The organism is Sphingomonas sp., from assembly GCF_036387535.1.
GTDB lineage: Bacteria > Pseudomonadota > Alphaproteobacteria > Sphingomonadales > Sphingomonadaceae > Sphingomonas_R.
In genome coordinates, this window is the sequence record NZ_DASVTO010000005.1 from 1 (window position 1) to 16,244 (window position 16,244).

Here is a 16,244-nt window from a genome sequence, read left to right on the forward strand (position 1 = left end):
GTCCGGCAAGCCGCGCGACATGATCGCTCCCGGCCCGGACGCCGATCAACTGCGGACGATCCTGTCGGCTGCGATCCGGACGCCGGATCATGGCAAACTCGCCCCGTGGCGGGTCGTGGTCGTGGCCTCGGAACAGCGTCCGCGCTTCGCCGCGCTGCTGCGCGACGCCTATCTTGCGGAGAAACCCGCCGCCGGCCGGGCCGAGCTGGAGGCGATCGACCAGTTCGCGCATCAGGCGCCCACCCTGATCGTCGTCCTGTCGGCGCCGGCGCGCGCCAGTCACATCCCGATTTGGGAACAGGAACTGTCCGCGGGCGCGCTCTGCATGAACCTGCTGGCGATCACGCATGCGACCGGGTTCGTCGGCGGCTGGCTGACGACCTGGGCGGCATATTCCGATGCGGTGCGCGATGCGTTCGGGACCGAACATGAACGGATCGCCGGCTTCTTCTTCATCGGCACGCCGTCACGCGCGCTGGATGAGCGGCCGCGTCCCGAATTCACCGCGGTCGTCTCCGACTGGGCGCCTTGACCCCTCTGCCGTATTAGAACAGTATGACGGATGGCCGAACAGGATCGCCCCGTCTATCTGCGGCTTCGGGACCGCATCGCCGACTCCATTCTCGACGGCCGCTATCGTGACGGGGATCCGCTGCCGTCCGTCCGGGCCTTCGCCGCCGAACAGGGTGCAAACCCGCTGACGGTCGCAAAGGCCTATCAGAGCTTCCAGGAAGACGGGCTCGTCACCGTGCGGCGCGGCGTCGGCATGTTCGTGGCCGATGGCGCCACCGAACGCCTGCGCCGCACCGAACGCAAGCAGTTCGTGGAGGCCGAATGGCCGCAGATCGCGGCGCGCATCCGTCGCCTGCGGCTGGATGTGCACGATCTTCTCGGCCGCGTCGACGCCTGAACCCGCTCCGGCCTGCTGGACCGAATCGGGTTTGGACGGTCTGTAATCATCGTATAAAGGCAATGGGCTGGAGCCGGGTGGTCCCGTTCCTGCGACAGGGGGGACGATGGAGATAGAGGCTGCCCCCGACCCCTATCCTGCATTCCTGCGTGGCGGCGGCGAGATGGCGGACCGGATCGCCCGCCACGACTGGCCGGCGACGCCGCTGGGTCCGATCGCGTGCTGGCCCGCCGCATTGCGCACCACGCTCGGGGTCGTGCTCGGCAACCCGTTTCCGCAGGTCGTCATCTGGGGCCCGTCCCGGATCATGCTCTATAACGATGCCTATGGTCAGGTGCTGGGCGACAAGCCGCCGGCACTCGGACGCCCGTTTCTGGATGTCTGGGCGGATGCGCGCGACATCATCGGCCCGCTGATCGAGGACGGGTTCAGGGGGAAGGCCTGCCTGTTCGAAAATGGCCGCTTCACCCTGCTGCGCGGCGGTCGGCTGGAGGAGGCGTTCTTCGATTTCACGGTCAGCCCGGTCCGCGACGAACAGGGCATGATCGTCGGCGTGCTGAACATCGGCATCGAAACCACGGCGCGCGTTCGCGAAAAGCGGGAACGCCGTCGTGACGCCGCCCGTCAACGGCGCCTGTTCGAACAGGCGCCGGGCTTCATCTGCGCGATGCGCGGCCCCAATCATGTCTTCGAATTCGTGAACGACACCCATCACAGCCTGTTCGGCAGTGAGGATTGGGTCGGCAAGCCGGTCCGGGAGGCGTTTCCCGATATCGTCGGCCAGGGATTCTACGAACTGCTGGACCAGGTCTACAATAGCGGCGAACGCGTGGTCGCCCGCGCCGCGCCGGTCCGCTATCGCCGCACGCCGGATGCGCCCGAAGAACTGCGCTATCTCGACTTCATCTATGCGCCGGTGGTGGAGGCAAGCGGCCGCATTTCCGGCGTGTTCTGCGAAGGGCAGGACGTCACCGACCGGCGACAGGCGGAACAGGATCTGCGCAGGAGCGAGGAACAGCTGCGTCTGGCCGTGGAGGCCGGACAGATCGGCCTCTGGGATATCGATGTTCCGTCCGGCACGCTGTTCTGGCCGGCGCGGATGAAGGCGATGTTCGGCATTTCGCCCGATCGCGACGTCACCCTCGCGGATTTCTACGCGGGTCTCCATCCCGACGATCATGACGCCGTGGCCGCGGCGTTCGCAGCGGCGCTCGATCCGGCGCGACGGGCGCCTTATGACGTGGAATATCGCACCGTCGGCAAGGAAGACGATGTTGTCCGCTGGATCGCGGTGCGCGGTCAGGTCCAGTTCGACGAACAGGGGACGTGTGTCCGGGTCATCGGCACCGCGATCGACATCACGCGGCAAAAGGCGGCGGAGGCCGCGGTCCGCGCCAGCGAGGCGCGGCTGCGCGAACTGAATGCCGATCTGGAACGCCGGGTCATCGAACGGGCGCAGGCACGCGGCCGTTCTTGGCAGGTCAGCCCGGATCTGATGGGCGCGCTCAACGTCAACGGCTATTTCGAAACCTCGAACCCAGCTTGGCAGACGATATTGGGATGGACCGAGGACGAAGTGGCAAGGCTGCCGATCTTCGATCTGCTGCATCCCGACGATGCGGAACCGTCCCGCAGCGCGTTTGCCCTGCCGCGCTGGGACCAGCCGGCCGTCAATTTCCAGGGCCGCTACCGATGCAAGGATGGCACCTATCGCTGGATTTCCTGGGTCGGGGTGCCCGATGAAGGGCTGATCTACTGTGTCGGTCGCGACATCACCGCCGACAAGGAACGGGAGATCGAGCTGGAACAGACGCAACAAGCCCTGCGCCAGGCCCAGAAGATCGAGGCAATCGGCCAGCTGACCGGCGGGATCGCCCATGATTTCAACAATCTGCTGATGGTCATTTCCGGCGGACTGGAGATGCTCGATCGCCAGAAGGATCCGGCCCGGCGCCAGCGGCTGATGACCGGGATGCAGCAGGCGGCGCAACGTGGCGCCGGCCTGACGCGCCAGTTGCTGGCCTTTTCCCGCCGCCAACCGCTGCGACCAGAACCGCTCGACGTCGCAGGGCGGATCGGCGGCATGCGCGAATTGCTCGATCGGTCGCTGCGCGGCGACATTCATGTCGATATCGCGTTTCCGGACGGCCTGTGGCCGGTGCTCGCCGATGCGGGCGAACTCGAATTGGTGATCCTCAATCTCTGCGTCAACGCGCGCGACGCCATGCCCGCCGGCGGCACGATATCGATTACTGCGGAAAATCGCCCGGGCCTCGCGATGTCCGATGCCGACGGCGACCATGTTCGCGTCACCGTCTCGGACACCGGCACCGGGATGCCGCCCGAGGTGATCGCGCGCGTGTTCGAACCCTTCTACACCACCAAGGAAATCGGCAAGGGGTCCGGGCTCGGGCTGGCGCAGGCCTATGGCTTTGCGCAGCAATCGGGTGGCACGATCGCGATCGACAGTGTGGTCGGCCAGGGTACCACCATCGCAATCTCTCTGCCGCGATCCCGCGTAGCGCCGATCGACATGCCCGAAGGCGCGGGGAGGTCCGTATCGCAGGACGGGCGGCATGCGGGCTGCTGCCTGCTGGTGGAGGATGATGACGAGGTCGCCACGCTCGTTCAGGAAATGCTTGCGACCCTCGGTTTCAACGTGGTGCGCACCGCCAGCGCGGAGGCGGCACTCGGCGCCCTGGCGAACGGTCGTGCGGTCGATTTCCTGTTCTCCGACATCATGATGCCCGGGACCATGAACGGCGTTCAGCTTGCGCAGGAGGTCCATCGCCGTCGGCCCGACCTGCCGATCCTGCTCACCTCCGGATATGCCGACGCGTCCATTCGCGATGTCGAGGCAGATCGCTTTCCGATCCTGTCCAAGCCTTATGAAATGGATGCGCTGAGTGCTGCGATCACTGCGGCGATGCATGCGGAACGCGGGCCGGCTGACCGAACATAGATTGGCGCAAAAATTATGGCGTCCGCTACCGATCGCGAACCAACGCCGCACTCTGGCGTTACGTCTATAGCTTCGACAAGGATGACCAGATGTCCGACGACCAGGAAGACCGTATCCGTGCACATGCCTATGCATTGTGGGAGAAGGAAGGCCGACCGCAGGGACGCCACGACGATCATTGGAGCGAAGCCATGGCGGCGGTCGGCGGTGACGGCGACACGGAGCACGGTATAGCGCCCGATGATGATATGACCGCGTCCCTGATTGATCACGATCCGCAGGTCGAAACGCCCGCGGCCGAACCCGACATGCTGCCAGACATCCTGCCGCCCGAGCCTGAAGGTTCGGAACAGACTGCACCCCCTGCCGCCACCGACGCAGAGACGCAAAGCGAAGCGCCCGCCGTCACGCCCGAGCCCGCGGCGCCGTTATCGCCCGTGTCGGCAATCAGGAAATCCAGCGCGCCGCGCAAACCGCGCGGTCGCAAGCTGGGCGGCTGACGCGCGCCCGCCTTCGGCGCGTCCCAGCAACGGCATCCAGGGCATCGATCCGGCAATCGATGCCCTTCTCGCGATCAGAACCGAAAACGCACGCCGGCGGACACCACCGATTCTTCGTACCGGATCGCGCGCGGCAACGTCACGTTCGCGCCGGCGTAGGGGCTCGCCGGGCCATAGGTATAGGTCAGGTCTGAGCGATACGGTTTGGCAAGAATGTTGGTCCAGTCGGCGGTCAACGTCAGATTCTTGACGATGTCGTAGCTGGCCGACAGATCCAGCCGGCCGATCCCACGGACATTCTCGGTAAAGGTATCGGGCGCGCGAAACTGCAGCGTCGATCGGTATCCGCTGCGGTAATTGTACGAAAGCCGCGTCGAAAAGCCGCCATTTTCATAAATGCCGGCGATGTTGTACGTCCATTTCGACACGCCCAGGATCGGCGTCTGTGCGATGCTGCCGCCCAGTTCGCCTGGTACCCCCGTCTTGGCATCAAGATAGGTGACGTTCGCGTCGATCCCGAACGCCTTGGCCCAGGTTGGCAGGCCGTCGAAATCCAGGAAGGTCGTGAACAGCGCCTCGGCACCCTGGATACGCCCGGCGCCGCTGTTGAACGGCGTCGTGATGTTCAGCGTATAGCCGTTTTCGTCCGTCGCCGGCACTTGATAATTGGAGATGAAACCGTTCAGGTCACGCCGGAACGCGGCCACCGCAATCTGCCCCGACCGCGACAGATAATATTCCAGCGAAATGTCGTAATTGTCCGATTTCAGCGGCTTGAGGTTCGGATTGCCCGAACTGCCGTTCCGGATGCAGCTCGATCCCGCCGGATTTTGCGACGCCGGCAGGATCTGGCTGGTCACCGGATCGAATTCGCATCCCGGGATCGATCCCGCATTCACGGCCGGATTATATTGGCCGAAACCCGGCCGTGACCGCGTCTTGGTTGCGGACAGACGGAGCTGCAACGTGTCGGTCAACCGGATGCGGGCGCTGGCATTCGGCAACCAGTCCGTATATTTGGTCGTCGCATTGATCGGCGTCGCGGTCGTGCCGCTGATCGATGTGCCGGTCAGATCCAGCGTCGTTGCGACCACGCGAACGCCGATCGCGCCATCGACGCGTATGCCCGTCCCGAACGCATAGCGCACCTGCCCATAACCCGCATAGGATGTCTCGTTCGATCGGTATGTTGCCGCCGGGTTGGGCGGCGGCGCACCCTCCGGAAATCCGACGAACGCGCGAAGCGCATCGACATTGCCGCGGATACTGCCGTAGGTCGGCGTGTAATAGCGCCTCAGACCGTTACCGGCATCGTCGGGAAAGCCGCTAGGTCCGACCGCATAGGATACCGGCACCGCGCTCAGCGGCAGGCGCTGACCCTCGACATACGCATAGCGATCGCCATCCTCATAGCGGGCATTGCGATCGACATAGCGAAATCCGGCTTCGATCTTGGTCAGGATATCGTTGCCGGTATCCCACGACCCGTCGACCCGCGCCTGCCAGTCGCGGCCGCGCGCGATCTGCTGCCGATCGAAGAACCCGCGGAAGATATAGGTCGACGCGCTGGCAGGATCGACGCCGGCCAGCGTGAAGCTCGGGGTGCCGCTGGTCAGCCCTGTGTCGAACGCCACGGTCGTCGGCGCGGCATAGGCCGTATCGAACGAGAAGATGGAGTTGGTAAAAGTGCTCGCCGTCCGCGCGATATCGGCCGACAGATGGAACGCGTCCCCGTCATATTTGCCGCCCACGGCATATTGATAGGTATCGGTCTTGCCATAGGTTGCGCCCTGGAAACCCTCCGGCCGATTGGGGTTCACCACCGTCGCGCGGTCGACGACATTGCCGGTGCCGTAGACGACATCGGTATAGGTCGTCAGCGGCGCGCCCGCCGCATCGGTCCCGCGCGAATAGAGCGGCACGCTCGTCTCGCGATCGGATACCTTGTTGCGGAACCCCTGCCACAGTCCCTCCGCATAAAATTCCAGCCCCGGTTGCGGACGCCATTGCAGGGCACCGTTCAGCGACGGGCGCGACCGCCGGCCTTCGCCAAAGGTGATCCGCTGGATATCCGGGAACCGCGCCGCTGCGTTGCCCGGCTGGATCGTGGGGGCCGCGATGAAATCCGTGTTCGACTGGGTCGAGTCCAGATAATGAAGGCTGGTGTAGCTGAAGTTCAGCAACGCGCCGACTTCGCCGATGCCGGTGTCCCAACGATCGGTCACCAGCAGGTTGCCATTCGGGGTCAGGTCCTTGGACCGTGTCTGATATTGCCCCCATGCCGAACCCGCGACCTCGAACCCGTCGAAATCGAAGGGCTTGCGGGACCGAACATTGACCTCGCCGGCCAGCCCGCCTTCGACCATGTCTGCGGTGGTCGTCTTGAACACTTCGATCGCCGCGATCGCGCCTGCCGGAAAATCCTGAAGCGCGACGGCGCGGGACTCGGCGGTGAAGATCTCGCGGCCATTATAGGTCGTCGCGAAATCGGGCAGGCCGCGGATCAGCACGCGGTTCGCCTCGCCACCGCTGCGGTCGACCTGCACGCCGGGGATGCGGGCGGCGGTGTCGGACAGCGCGACGTCCGGCAGTTTGCCGATGTCGGACGCTACGATCGAATCGACCTGTTGCACGGAATTGCGCTTGATCGCCTGCGCCGATCGCAGGCTTTGACGCAGGCCGGTCACGACGATGTCCTGCGTGCCTTCGGCGTCGGGGTTGTTGACCGGCGACTGGTCGTTGGTCACCGCGGCGTCCTGTGCCGCGGCGGGAGTCGATCCGGCGATGTTGGTCTGCGCGCCCTCCGGCGGCGTGGCGGGCGATGCGGCGGTCTGCGCCAGGCTGGGCGATGTAGCGAGCGCAAGCACCGACGACGTTGCAAGAACGACAAGTTTCCGACGCATGACACACTCTCCAGACCGGGCGGCTTCCTCTTGAAAGCTCGGCGGCGGTTTAGCCTCAGCGAAGCCAGGCAACAAGCATTGATGATATAAATCTGTGTTGGTAGGCGGGGGTGCCCCGTCGGCGCCGGCGACAGCGGATGACCCTTGTTATTGCTCGCGATACGGATAGAATCTTTCCTTGCGGGCAATCTTCAGCCGCTTCTCGACCAAAGTTCTAATTATATGATATAAGCATGGGATGCGTGTGGTTATCGCGATGTTTTCGGGAGCCATCCAATGCGTGGAAGAGAGTCATGGCGATATCCGCGCGACCGCCGGTCCGGATAGGCGGCACGCCGCACGGCCATGACCCGTCATTCCGTCACCAGCCATCATGGCTTCATTTGCAAGGACCCCCGTTCATGATCCGCAGCATGTTGTTGTTCGTCACGGCCAGCGCCGTGGCATTGACCGCCGCCACGCCCGCCGACGCGCGCGAACAATGGACCAAGGCGGAATCCCATCGCTGGTACGCGGCACAACCCTGGCTGCTCGGCGCCAACTACGCGCCCGCGACCGCGATCAATCAGCTGGAGATGTGGCAGGCGGACAGCTTCGATCCGGCGACGATCGACCGGGAACTCGCCTGGGCCGAACAGCTGCATATGAACACGATGCGCGTGTTCCTCCACAACCTGCTTTGGGAACAGGATGCGGCGGGGTTCAAGCGGCGCATCGATACCTTCCTCGCCATCGCCGCCAAACACGGGATCCGCCCCGTGTTCGTCCTGTTCGACAGCTGCTGGGATCCCAATCCCAGGCTGGGGCCGCAACATCCGCCGATCCCCGGCGTGCACAATTCCGGCTGGGTCCAGGGTCCCGGCGCGGCCCGGCTGGCCGACACCGCGCGCTACGGCACGCTGCGCGGCTATGTGGAGGATATCGTCGGCACCTTTGCCAAGGACCGGCGCATCCTGGCGTGGGACGTGTGGAACGAACCCAACAATGGCGGCGGCGGCGGCGGCTCCTATCCCGAAACGCCCAACAAGACCGCGCTGGTCGCCGGGCTGCTTGATCAGGTTTTCAGCTGGGCCCAGGCCAAGGACCCGACGCAACCACTGACCAGCGGCGTATGGACCGGCGATCATTGGGACCAGCCCGGCACGCTGGATGCAGTCGAGAAGATCCAGATCGCCCGGTCCGACGTCATGACGTTCCATGACTATAGCTGGCCTGAGACCTTCCTGCGCCGCGCACGCCAGATGATGGTCTATGGGCGGCCGGTGATCTGCACGGAATATATGGCACGCGGCGCCGGATCGACCTTCGACGGATCGCTGCCGATCGCGAAGACGCTGAACATCGGCATGATCAACTGGGGCTTTGTCGACGGCAAGACGCAGACGCGGATGCCCTGGGACAGCTGGAAGAAACCCTATACCTATGAGGAGCCGACCGTCTGGTTCCACGAGGTGCTGCGCGCGGACGGCACACCCTACCGCGTGGCGGAAACCGACCTGATCAAGCGGCTTGCCACCGCGCCCAAGGGCGTGGTGCCGGCGACCCCGATCCGCCCGTGATCCGCCGCAGGCTGGCGCTGCTGGCGGCGTTGCTGCTGGCCGGCAGCGTCCACGCTACCGATACGCCGTCGGTCATGCGTGGTGCCGATCCCGATGCGATCTTTGCCGACGGTCGGATGTGGATCTACCCGACCGGTCCCGGCGATCGGCTGGAGGCATGGTCGTCGCAGGATCGGACGCAGTGGCACGACCGCGGCACGCTGCTCCGGCTCAAGGATATCCGCTGGGCGGATGCGGATCATGCCCGCCGCCACTATCTGTGGGCGCCCACGATGGTGGCGGCCGGCGGACGCTATTATCTCTATTACTCGGTCGGTCCGCAGGGCATTACGCCCAGCCGGCTGGGCGTCGCGTCCTGCGCCGCTCCGGCTGGACCCTGCCGGGACAGCGGAAAGCCGCTGCTCACCGGGGGACGTGGGTATGAGGCGATCGATCCCATGGTCTTCGTCGATCCGCGTTCGGGCCGGCGTCTGCTCTATGCCGGCGGCAGCGCCGGCGCGCGCTTGCGCGTCTTCGAACTGGCGGCCGACATGCTGACGATCACGCGCGAGATCCCGATCGAACAGCCGCCGTCCTTTACCGAGGGTGTGTTCATGCATGAACGGCACGGTATCTACTATCTGTCCTACAGCCACGGCCACTGGAACCGGTCCGACTATTCCGTTCATTATGCGACGGCGCCCTCGCCCACCGGTCCCTGGACCTATCGCGGCATGCTCCTGTCGACGCAGGGCCGCTACAAGGGGCCGGGCCATCACGCCTTCGTTCGCGACCCCGCGACCGGGGAATGGCTGATCGTCTATCATCGGTGGGAGAACAAGGCGGGCGACGGCCCGTATGGCGACGATCGCAGCATCGCGATCCAGCGGATCACTTATGCTGCGGATGGCGATATTCTGCCGGTCGACATGCTGCACTGACGTCCGGTGCAGGCGGGCGTGTGCTCATGCCGCCGCGCGCAGGCCGATCGGCTTGAGTTTGGACGTCTGCGGCATGCCGTTCATCTGGTCGATCTGTTCCTGACCGTCCTCGATCAAAGTGCTGATCTTCAATGCCGCATCGCTGGCCTGTCCCGCCAGCAGCCGGATTTCCGTGGCGACGACGGAAAAACCGCGTCCGGCCTCGTTCGCGCGCGCCGCCTCCACCGCCGCGTTCAGCGCGAGCAGGTTCGTCATCCGTGCAATGCTGCCCAACGTATCGACCATGGCCGACACGCCGCCCAGCATGGTCTGCATCGCTTCCGACGATGCCAACACCGCCCGCTTTCGCGACGTGATGTCGACCGCGCACATCAGGACCTTTTCAGGCCGCCCCTCCAGATCGTTGATGACGGAGAACATGGCGTCCAGCCACATCGGATCTCCACCCGCATCCGCCCACGCAATCTCGCGGCGCAAGGGCTCACCGCGACCGAACCCTTCTAGATCTTTGGACGTCAGCCAGGTGGACAGGTCCAGCCGCGGCTTCCCGGCCAGAAAGGCGTTCATCGACAAGCATGTCCCGGTCATCGACCATTCGGCGATGGCGGTCGACGCACTGATCGCGTTCAGCTTGGAATCGAACTGCAGGGACAGCAGCTTGGTCTCCGTGACATTCGCCTGGACGGATATGAACTTTTCGATCTTCCCCGACGCATCAAACACCGGGTTGATGGCCAGCGATATCCAGTAAGGCCGCCCGTCCCGATGGTAATTCAGGATTTCTTCGTAGAACGCCTTGCCCGCCGCCAGATTGTTACGAACCCGTTCGACCGTCGCCGCATCAGTCATCGGCCCCTGCAGGAAACTCCCCGGTTTCTTGCCCAGCACCTCGGCACCCCGGTAACCGGTCACCCGTTCAAACCCGGCATTGACGAAGATGATCCGCCGGTCGCGATCGGTGATGATGACCGAGTTGTCGGTGTTGTCGGCAACCAGCGACAACAGGTTGAAGCTCTGACGTTGCAGGACCTGCCTGGTGATGTCGCTGGCATATTTCACGACCTGGAACGGCCGGTTACTCGGATCCAGGATCGGCGTATAGGACGCCTGCAGCCAGATCGTCTCACCCGTCTTGGTGCGCCGACAGAATTCGCCGGCCATGCATTGCCCCTTGTTCAGGGCGTTCCAGAAGTCGGCATAACCCTGGCTGCCCTGATCGCCATCGGTCAGGAACATCCGGTGATGCCGCCCGATGATCTCGTCCGGTCTGTAACCGACCGTCTTGCAGAAGATGTCGTTGGCGGACAGGATGATCCCGTCCATGCTGAACGATATCACGGCCTGGGTCTGCCCGATGGCTGCGATCTGGCCGCGGTCATCCGCGCTTTTCAGCTTGGCCGCTGTGATGTCGCTGGCGATCTTGATGATCTTGATGGGACGTCCATGGCCATCCATGACCGGATTATACGCGCCCTGGATCCAGATTTCGCGACCGGCCTTGTCGAACCGCCGGAACTCCGCGACTTTGAACGTACCATTGGCCAAGGACTTCCAGAATCCGGCATAGGCTGCGCTCCGGGCCTCCTGCGGATCGACGAAGATCGCATGTTTGCGGCCGACGATTTCGTCCAGATCATAGCCCATCAGATTGAGAAAGTTGTCGTTGGCATCAAGGATGGTGCCGTCCAAGGAAAACTGAATAACCGCCTGCGACCGATGAATGGCGGCCAGTTCGGACGCGGTCATGTCGAAAGGTTCGACAGCGAGTTTCTTTTTCCAGAACATGGTCTTTGTTATCTCACTATAACCTATGTTAGGCAGGGTAATCCCTTAGTCGTAGATATCGAGCAAACTCCTTGATTTTCGACTAATTCCGGGTTCGCCAAGTCGCCATCTTTGCCGTTCGTCGACATGATCGACAGGTTTGTAATTCAGGAGGCAATCCCGTGGACAGCCGTCGCCCATGCCCGCCGCGATGCCGTGTGCGCCGAACCATACGGTCCACGACGCCGCCCCGGGATCAAACGGCTTCCGGTCCGGACATCATGTACGGATCGGCGGCTATTCCAGCCGATGGCCCGCCGAGCGGTCGGTACACCATCGCTGCGGTGAGACTGCCTGATCGGCAGACAGATAAGGGGAGATTGGTGCGCCCGGAACGATTCGAACGTCCGGCCCTCAGATTCGTAGTCTGATGCTCTATCCAGCTGAGCTACGGGCGCGCCGTGGGAGGGTCATTAGCCAGCGTCGCCGGATCGCGCAACCCCGTTGCGACAGGAAAATGTTCGGGCATAAGGCGCCATGATCCGTCGCACCCCGCCCGCCCTCGCCCTGCTGCTGCTCAGCATGGGCGCCCTCGTCACTTCCGGCTGTGCATCGACCGAGGGATTTCCCTCGCTCGCGCCGCGCCCGATCGAGGACATCGCTCGGCGACCGGAACGAAGCACCGCTGCGCCCGTGCGCGCGGTTGATCCGGTGCTGGACGCCCGGGTCGCTGCAATCGATGCACAGGTGACGGCGGCGGCCGGAACATGGGGCGCTGCGCTCGCCACCACCCGCGCAGCAGTCGATCGCGCGCGCGGCAAACCGATCGGCGACGACCAATGGGTTCTGGCGCAACAGGCGCTGTCGCGACTGGACTCGGTCCGACAAGCGATGGGCGCGTTGGTCGACGATCTCGACGCCCTGCGTCGTCATCAGGCCGAAAGCCCCAAGCCGGCCGATCTTACGCAACTCGACGCCGCCTGGGCCCGCGCGACTACGCAGGCCGAAGCCCAGGATCAGGCGTTCCGCGCGGTATCGGCGCAATTGCCGAACGGCTGAGCCGCTAGAAACGCCGCGAAAAACCAAAGAACAGCCGCACATCGGGGCTGTCGGCGTTCAGTCCGGCGGTGGCACCGGCGTCGATCTGAAAATTGTCGCTCAGCTGATATCCGCCCGACAGCGCGGCCTGCAGCACGGTCGTCCGCTCGTCCGGATCACGGTCCCGTTCGGCGAACAGCTCCAGCGTCGCCGACGCGGACTTGCTCAGCGCGACGGCCAGCCCGGCGATACCGGAATAGGCCAGATGCCGGCCCGCGCCATCCTCGTCCGGCGCCGCGTCGACTTCGCCGGTGACCTGCAACTGGAACACATCGTTCAGTTCATAGGTCGCCGGTATCACCATCCCACCGCCCCAGGTGCCGGCGCCGATCGGCGTGCGCCCGGTCGGCACCGTCACGAACGGCTGGATCGCGAGACTCAGCCCGCTTCCATCGGGGTTTCGGACATTCTGCTGCACGCCGATACGGACGTCGCCCACCCGCGTCTGCCGTTCGACGGCGTCCGTCGCATCGCGTACCCGCTGATGCCCGATCGCGGTCCAGCCGATCTGCACTTCCGTCTGCACACCGACCCCGTATCGCAGTAACGCGTCGCCACTCAGGATGGTATCGGTCCGCCCCGCGGCATCGTCCTGCCGCTCCCAGTCGCCAACGCCCAGCTCCAGCATGGCATGGCCCGGATCGATGATGCACGGCGCGGACCCGAGGCTGGGTCGATTCGCGCAGAACGGACGCAACTCCTGCGCAGCGGCAGGGGCGGCGGCCCCGGCGATCGCCAACAGGAGCAATGACTTCAGGGACTTTGTGCGCATCATCTGCCGCCCATTCACCGCAAACGCGCGGGCGACAAGGGAAAAGGTGGTCGATGGCCAATCTTCAGGCCAATGGATGACGCCGTGCGAAGGACTGGTTAGACAAGCCGGATGTTCAGGAAGCGCCCGCCACGATCGCCTTCGCCCCGCCGCAAGGGATCGGGGATGCTGCGGTGGACAATGCGGCTGGTGCTGGGCTTCGTCCTGCTGTCGCTACTTTGGGTCATGCTCTACCGCGTCGTGCCGCCACCGGTTACCGCGACCATGCTGGGCGATCTGTTCACCGGGCGCGGGATCGACAAGGCCTGGATGTCGCTCGACCGGATGGACCCCGATATGCCGCGTGCCGCCATCGCGGCCGAAGACGGCAATTTCTGTCGCCACCACGGGTTCGACTTCACGGCGATCGAACAGGCGATGCGCGCCAATGCGGAGGGCCGGCGTCTGCGCGGCGGTTCGACGATCAGCCAGCAGGTCGCGAAAAACGCCTTCCTCTGGCAAGGCGGCGGCTTCTTCCGCAAGGGGCTTGAGGCGTGGTTCACCACGCTGATCGAGGCGACCTGGCCCAAGCGCCGGATCATGGAAGTGTATCTGAACATCGCGGAGACGGGCATCGGCACCTATGGCGCGAACGCGGGAGCCATGCGCTACTTCCATCATGACGCCGCGCGCCTGAGCGGGGTCGAGGCATCGCGCATCGCCGCGGTGCTTCCCCTGCCCAAGAAGCGCGGTGCCATCGCCCCGACCGGCTTCACCCGCCGCTACGGCAACAATATCCTCCGCCGCATGCCGAAGATGCAGCGCGCCGGATTTTACAGCTGCCTATAATTGCAGGTTCATCGCCGACGCGGATCAGAACGGCAGTTTGAAACCCGGCGGCAACGGAATCCCGGCCGTCATCTTGCTCATTTCCGCCGATGACGCCGCATCCGCCTTGGCGCGCGCGTCGTTCAGCGCCGCCGCGATCAGGTCTTCCAGCATCTGCTTCTCGGCCGGCTGCATCAGACTGTCATCGATGGCCACGCCCAGAATGCGGCCCTTCGCGGTCGCGCGGATCTTCACCAGCCCGCCGCCCGACACACCATCCACTTCGATCGTGTCCAGGCTGTCCTGCGCCTGCGACAGCTGATCCTGCACATTTTTCGCCATGGCGAGGATATCGTCGAGATTTTTCACAATCCAGCACTCCTGTTCTGGTCGCGGGTGTAGCCCAGCAACTCGGTTTCGGGGAAGGCCTCACGCGCGGCGCGGACGACCGGCATCTCCCAGACCGCCGCACGTTCGGCCGCCTGCGCCGCCTTTTCCTGTTCCAGCATCGTCGGCGCGGCCGCACCCTCCTCCGCCGATATGGTCCAGACGGTATCGGTCAGCCGCTTCAACGCCGCCGCCAGCTTGCGCAGATCGATCGGCCGGGTCGGGCGGAACACCAGTTCCGGCGGGGCATAACGGATCAGCCCGGCGAAATCGTGCAGTTCCTGCGCCAGCAACGGCTCGCCGCGTTCCACCAACAGGTCATGCAGCGCCCGGAAATCCACCGGCAGGGTCGGCCTGATCGGTTCCGGCGGCGAAGATGGCGCGATCGCTGCGGATACCGGCGCGGACACCGACGCGGACACCGACACGGGTGCCGCGGCCGGCGCGGCGGGAGGAAGGTGCGCAATGGCCGGCATCGGCTCGCCCGCGCTCAATCGCCGGATCAACTCGCCCGGATCCGGCAGCTGACTGGCATGAACGATCCGCAGCAGCGCCATCTCGGCGGCCTCCATCGGCAGGATCGCCGACTGCACCTCCTCATGGCCTTTCAGCAGCAGCTGCCAGATCCGGTGCAGGATCGGGAAACCAAGGCGACTCGCCCAGTCCGAAAAGGCTTCGCGTTCCTCCGCCGATAGCGCCGGGTCCTGCCCGCCGCCCACCTTCGCCCGCGTGACGCCGTGACAGGTTTCCAGCAGGCCACGGAACAGCGCGGTCGGATCGACGCCCAGTTCATGCTGCTGCGCGACCGCGGCCAGCACCGCCGGGCCATCCCCCGCCAGCAGTTTCGCGAACAGCGACCGCACCGCACCACGATCCGACAGGCCCAGCATCTCGCGCACCTGCCGCGCCTCGACGCGGTCCTGGCCATGCGCGATCGCCTGGTCCAGGATCGACAATCCGTCGCGTGCGGATCCCTCCGCCGCGCGCGCGATCAGCGCCAGTGCCTCCGGCTCCGCCGCGACGCCTTCCTGCTCCACGACATGCGCGAAATGCTGCGCCAGCAGGTCGGCCGAAATCCGCCGCAGGTCGAACCGCTGGCACCGCGACAGCACGGTGACCGGGATCTTGTTGACCTCGGTCGTCGCGAACAGGAACTTCACATGCGCCGGCGGCTCCTCCAGCGTCTTCAGCAGGCCGTTGAACGCCGGCTTCGACAGCATGTGGACTTCGTCGATGATATAGACCTTGTACCGCGCCGAAACCGACGCGTACCGCACCGCCTCGATGATCTCGCGGATGTCGTCGATCCCGGTATGGCTCGCCGCGTCCATTTCGGTGACGTCGATATGCCGACCCTCGGCGATGGCGATGCAGGGCTCGCACACCCCACATGGATCGATGGTCGGGCCGCCGGTGCCGTCCGGCCCAACGCAATTGAGCGCTTTCGCGATCAACCGGGCGGTCGACGTCTTGCCCACGCCGCGCACGCCGGTCAGCAGGAACGCATGCGCCAGCCGCTCGCGCCGGATCGCATTGCCCAGCGTCGTCACCATCGCATCCTGACCGATCAACGCGGCAAAGGTCTGCGGGCGGTATTTCCGCGCCAGTACGCGGTAAGGAACTTGGGATTCGGCCATGCCCGCAAGGTAGGACATCGGCGGC

At 64.8% G+C, this 16,244-nt stretch carries 13 protein-coding genes, 1 tRNA gene and 1 pseudogene; 9 read left to right on the top strand and 6 right to left on the bottom strand.

All coding sequences use genetic code 11. The features are described 5' to 3' along the window. The 5 genes and pseudogenes from VF649_RS01040 to VF649_RS01055 form a co-directional block, all read left to right on the top strand. The coding region (locus tag VF649_RS01040; protein ID WP_331010102.1) for a nitroreductase at positions 1-532 on the top strand (532 nt) is incomplete at its 5' end. Between the two features lie 30 nt (positions 533-562). Continuing rightward, entirely contained in the window at positions 563-910 is a 348-nt protein-coding gene (locus VF649_RS01045) for a GntR family transcriptional regulator (RefSeq protein ID WP_331010103.1), read from the top strand. Positions 911-1,016: 106 nt separating this feature from the next. Beyond that, positions 1,017-3,872 carry a PAS domain-containing protein gene (locus tag VF649_RS01050; protein ID WP_331010104.1) on the top strand — a complete coding sequence of 952 codons (2,856 nt, stop codon included), beginning with the start codon at positions 1,017-1,019 and terminating at the stop codon, positions 3,870-3,872. An 89-nt stretch (positions 3,873-3,961) separates the two neighbouring features. Then, positions 3,962-4,057, top strand: a pseudogene (locus tag VF649_RS15180) (DUF2934 domain-containing protein); the annotation flags it as partial. 6 nt (positions 4,058-4,063) lie between these two features. Further along, entirely contained in the window at positions 4,064-4,372 is a 309-nt protein-coding gene (locus VF649_RS01055; RefSeq protein WP_331010105.1) for a hypothetical protein, read from the top strand. A 74-nt stretch (positions 4,373-4,446) separates the two neighbouring features. On the opposite strand, the gene VF649_RS01060 is transcribed toward VF649_RS01055, so the two are convergent. Next, positions 4,447-7,275, bottom strand: a complete 2,829-nt coding sequence (locus tag VF649_RS01060; RefSeq protein WP_331010106.1) for a TonB-dependent receptor — start codon at positions 7,273-7,275, stop codon at positions 4,447-4,449. A 401-nt stretch (positions 7,276-7,676) separates the two neighbouring features. On the opposite strand from VF649_RS01060, the gene VF649_RS01065 reads away from it, so the two are divergent. Both VF649_RS01065 and VF649_RS01070 read left to right on the top strand, forming a co-directional pair. Next, positions 7,677-8,834 (top strand): 1,4-beta-xylanase, encoded by a 1,158-nt coding sequence (locus VF649_RS01065; protein WP_331010107.1) that lies wholly within the window; start codon positions 7,677-7,679, stop codon positions 8,832-8,834. Beyond that, the gene (locus VF649_RS01070) at positions 8,831-9,754 is read left to right on the top strand and encodes a family 43 glycosylhydrolase (protein ID WP_331010108.1); all 924 of its coding nucleotides are present in this window, start codon (positions 8,831-8,833) and stop codon (positions 9,752-9,754) included. The genes VF649_RS01065 and VF649_RS01070 overlap by 4 nt, the downstream gene beginning before the upstream one ends. A 24-nt stretch (positions 9,755-9,778) precedes the next feature. Here VF649_RS01070 and VF649_RS01075 read toward each other — a convergent pair whose 3' ends face one another. Both VF649_RS01075 and VF649_RS01080 read right to left on the bottom strand, forming a co-directional pair. Beyond that, positions 9,779-11,500, bottom strand: a complete 1,722-nt coding sequence (locus VF649_RS01075) for a PAS domain-containing methyl-accepting chemotaxis protein (RefSeq protein WP_331010109.1) — start codon at positions 11,498-11,500, stop codon at positions 9,779-9,781. A gap of 399 nt (positions 11,501-11,899) precedes the next feature. Further along, positions 11,900-11,976, bottom strand: a tRNA-Arg gene (locus VF649_RS01080). A gap of 79 nt (positions 11,977-12,055) precedes the next feature. Between VF649_RS01080 and VF649_RS01085 the strand changes: the two genes are divergently transcribed. After that, positions 12,056-12,577 carry a hypothetical protein gene (locus VF649_RS01085; protein ID WP_331010110.1) on the top strand — a complete coding sequence of 174 codons (522 nt, stop codon included), beginning with the start codon at positions 12,056-12,058 and terminating at the stop codon, positions 12,575-12,577. A 4-nt stretch (positions 12,578-12,581) separates the two neighbouring features. On the opposite strand, the gene VF649_RS01090 is transcribed toward VF649_RS01085, so the two are convergent. Continuing rightward, a complete protein-coding gene (locus tag VF649_RS01090) occupies positions 12,582-13,388 on the bottom strand; it encodes a transporter (protein ID WP_331010111.1) in 807 nt (268 codons plus the stop codon). Positions 13,389-13,553: 165 nt separating this feature from the next. Here VF649_RS01090 and mtgA point away from each other — a divergent pair, with 165 nt between their 5' ends. Beyond that, complete coding sequence (gene mtgA, locus VF649_RS01095) at positions 13,554-14,216, top strand: monofunctional biosynthetic peptidoglycan transglycosylase (protein WP_331010112.1); 663 nt, start codon at positions 13,554-13,556, stop codon at positions 14,214-14,216. Positions 14,217-14,240: 24 nt separating this feature from the next. Here the strand turns inward: mtgA and VF649_RS01100 are convergent, their stop codons facing one another. Together VF649_RS01100 and VF649_RS01105 are read right to left on the bottom strand one after the other, a co-directional pair. Then, positions 14,241-14,564, bottom strand: coding sequence for a YbaB/EbfC family nucleoid-associated protein (locus VF649_RS01100; RefSeq protein ID WP_331010113.1), 324 nt, complete (start codon positions 14,562-14,564; stop codon positions 14,241-14,243). Continuing rightward, entirely contained in the window at positions 14,561-16,219 is a 1,659-nt protein-coding gene (locus VF649_RS01105) for a DNA polymerase III subunit gamma/tau (protein ID WP_331010114.1), read from the bottom strand. The genes VF649_RS01100 and VF649_RS01105 overlap by 4 nt, the downstream gene beginning before the upstream one ends. Positions 16,220-16,244: the final 25 nt, after the last annotated feature.

Bases quoted from the DNA above. Each gene is read 5' to 3' on its own strand.
- VF649_RS01060 (WP_331010106.1), bottom strand. From the start codon at position 7,275: ATGCGTCGGAAACTTGTCGTTCTTGCAACGTCGTCGGTGCTTGCGCTC.
- mtgA (WP_331010112.1), top strand. From the start codon at position 13,554: ATGCTGCGGTGGACAATGCGGCTGGTGCTGGGCTTCGTCCTGCTGTCG.
- VF649_RS01055 (WP_331010105.1), top strand. From the start codon at position 4,064: ATGGCGGCGGTCGGCGGTGACGGCGACACGGAGCACGGTATAGCGCCC.
- VF649_RS01045 (WP_331010103.1), top strand. From the start codon at position 563: ATGGCCGAACAGGATCGCCCCGTCTATCTGCGGCTTCGGGACCGCATC.
- VF649_RS01105 (WP_331010114.1), bottom strand. From the start codon at position 16,219: ATGGCCGAATCCCAAGTTCCTTACCGCGTACTGGCGCGGAAATACCGC.
- VF649_RS01085 (WP_331010110.1), top strand. From the start codon at position 12,056: ATGATCCGTCGCACCCCGCCCGCCCTCGCCCTGCTGCTGCTCAGCATG.
- VF649_RS01075 (WP_331010109.1), bottom strand. From the start codon at position 11,500: ATGACCGCGTCCGAACTGGCCGCCATTCATCGGTCGCAGGCGGTTATT.
- VF649_RS01090 (WP_331010111.1), bottom strand. From the start codon at position 13,388: ATGCGCACAAAGTCCCTGAAGTCATTGCTCCTGTTGGCGATCGCCGGG.
- VF649_RS01065 (WP_331010107.1), top strand. From the start codon at position 7,677: ATGATCCGCAGCATGTTGTTGTTCGTCACGGCCAGCGCCGTGGCATTG.
- VF649_RS01050 (WP_331010104.1), top strand. From the start codon at position 1,017: ATGGAGATAGAGGCTGCCCCCGACCCCTATCCTGCATTCCTGCGTGGC.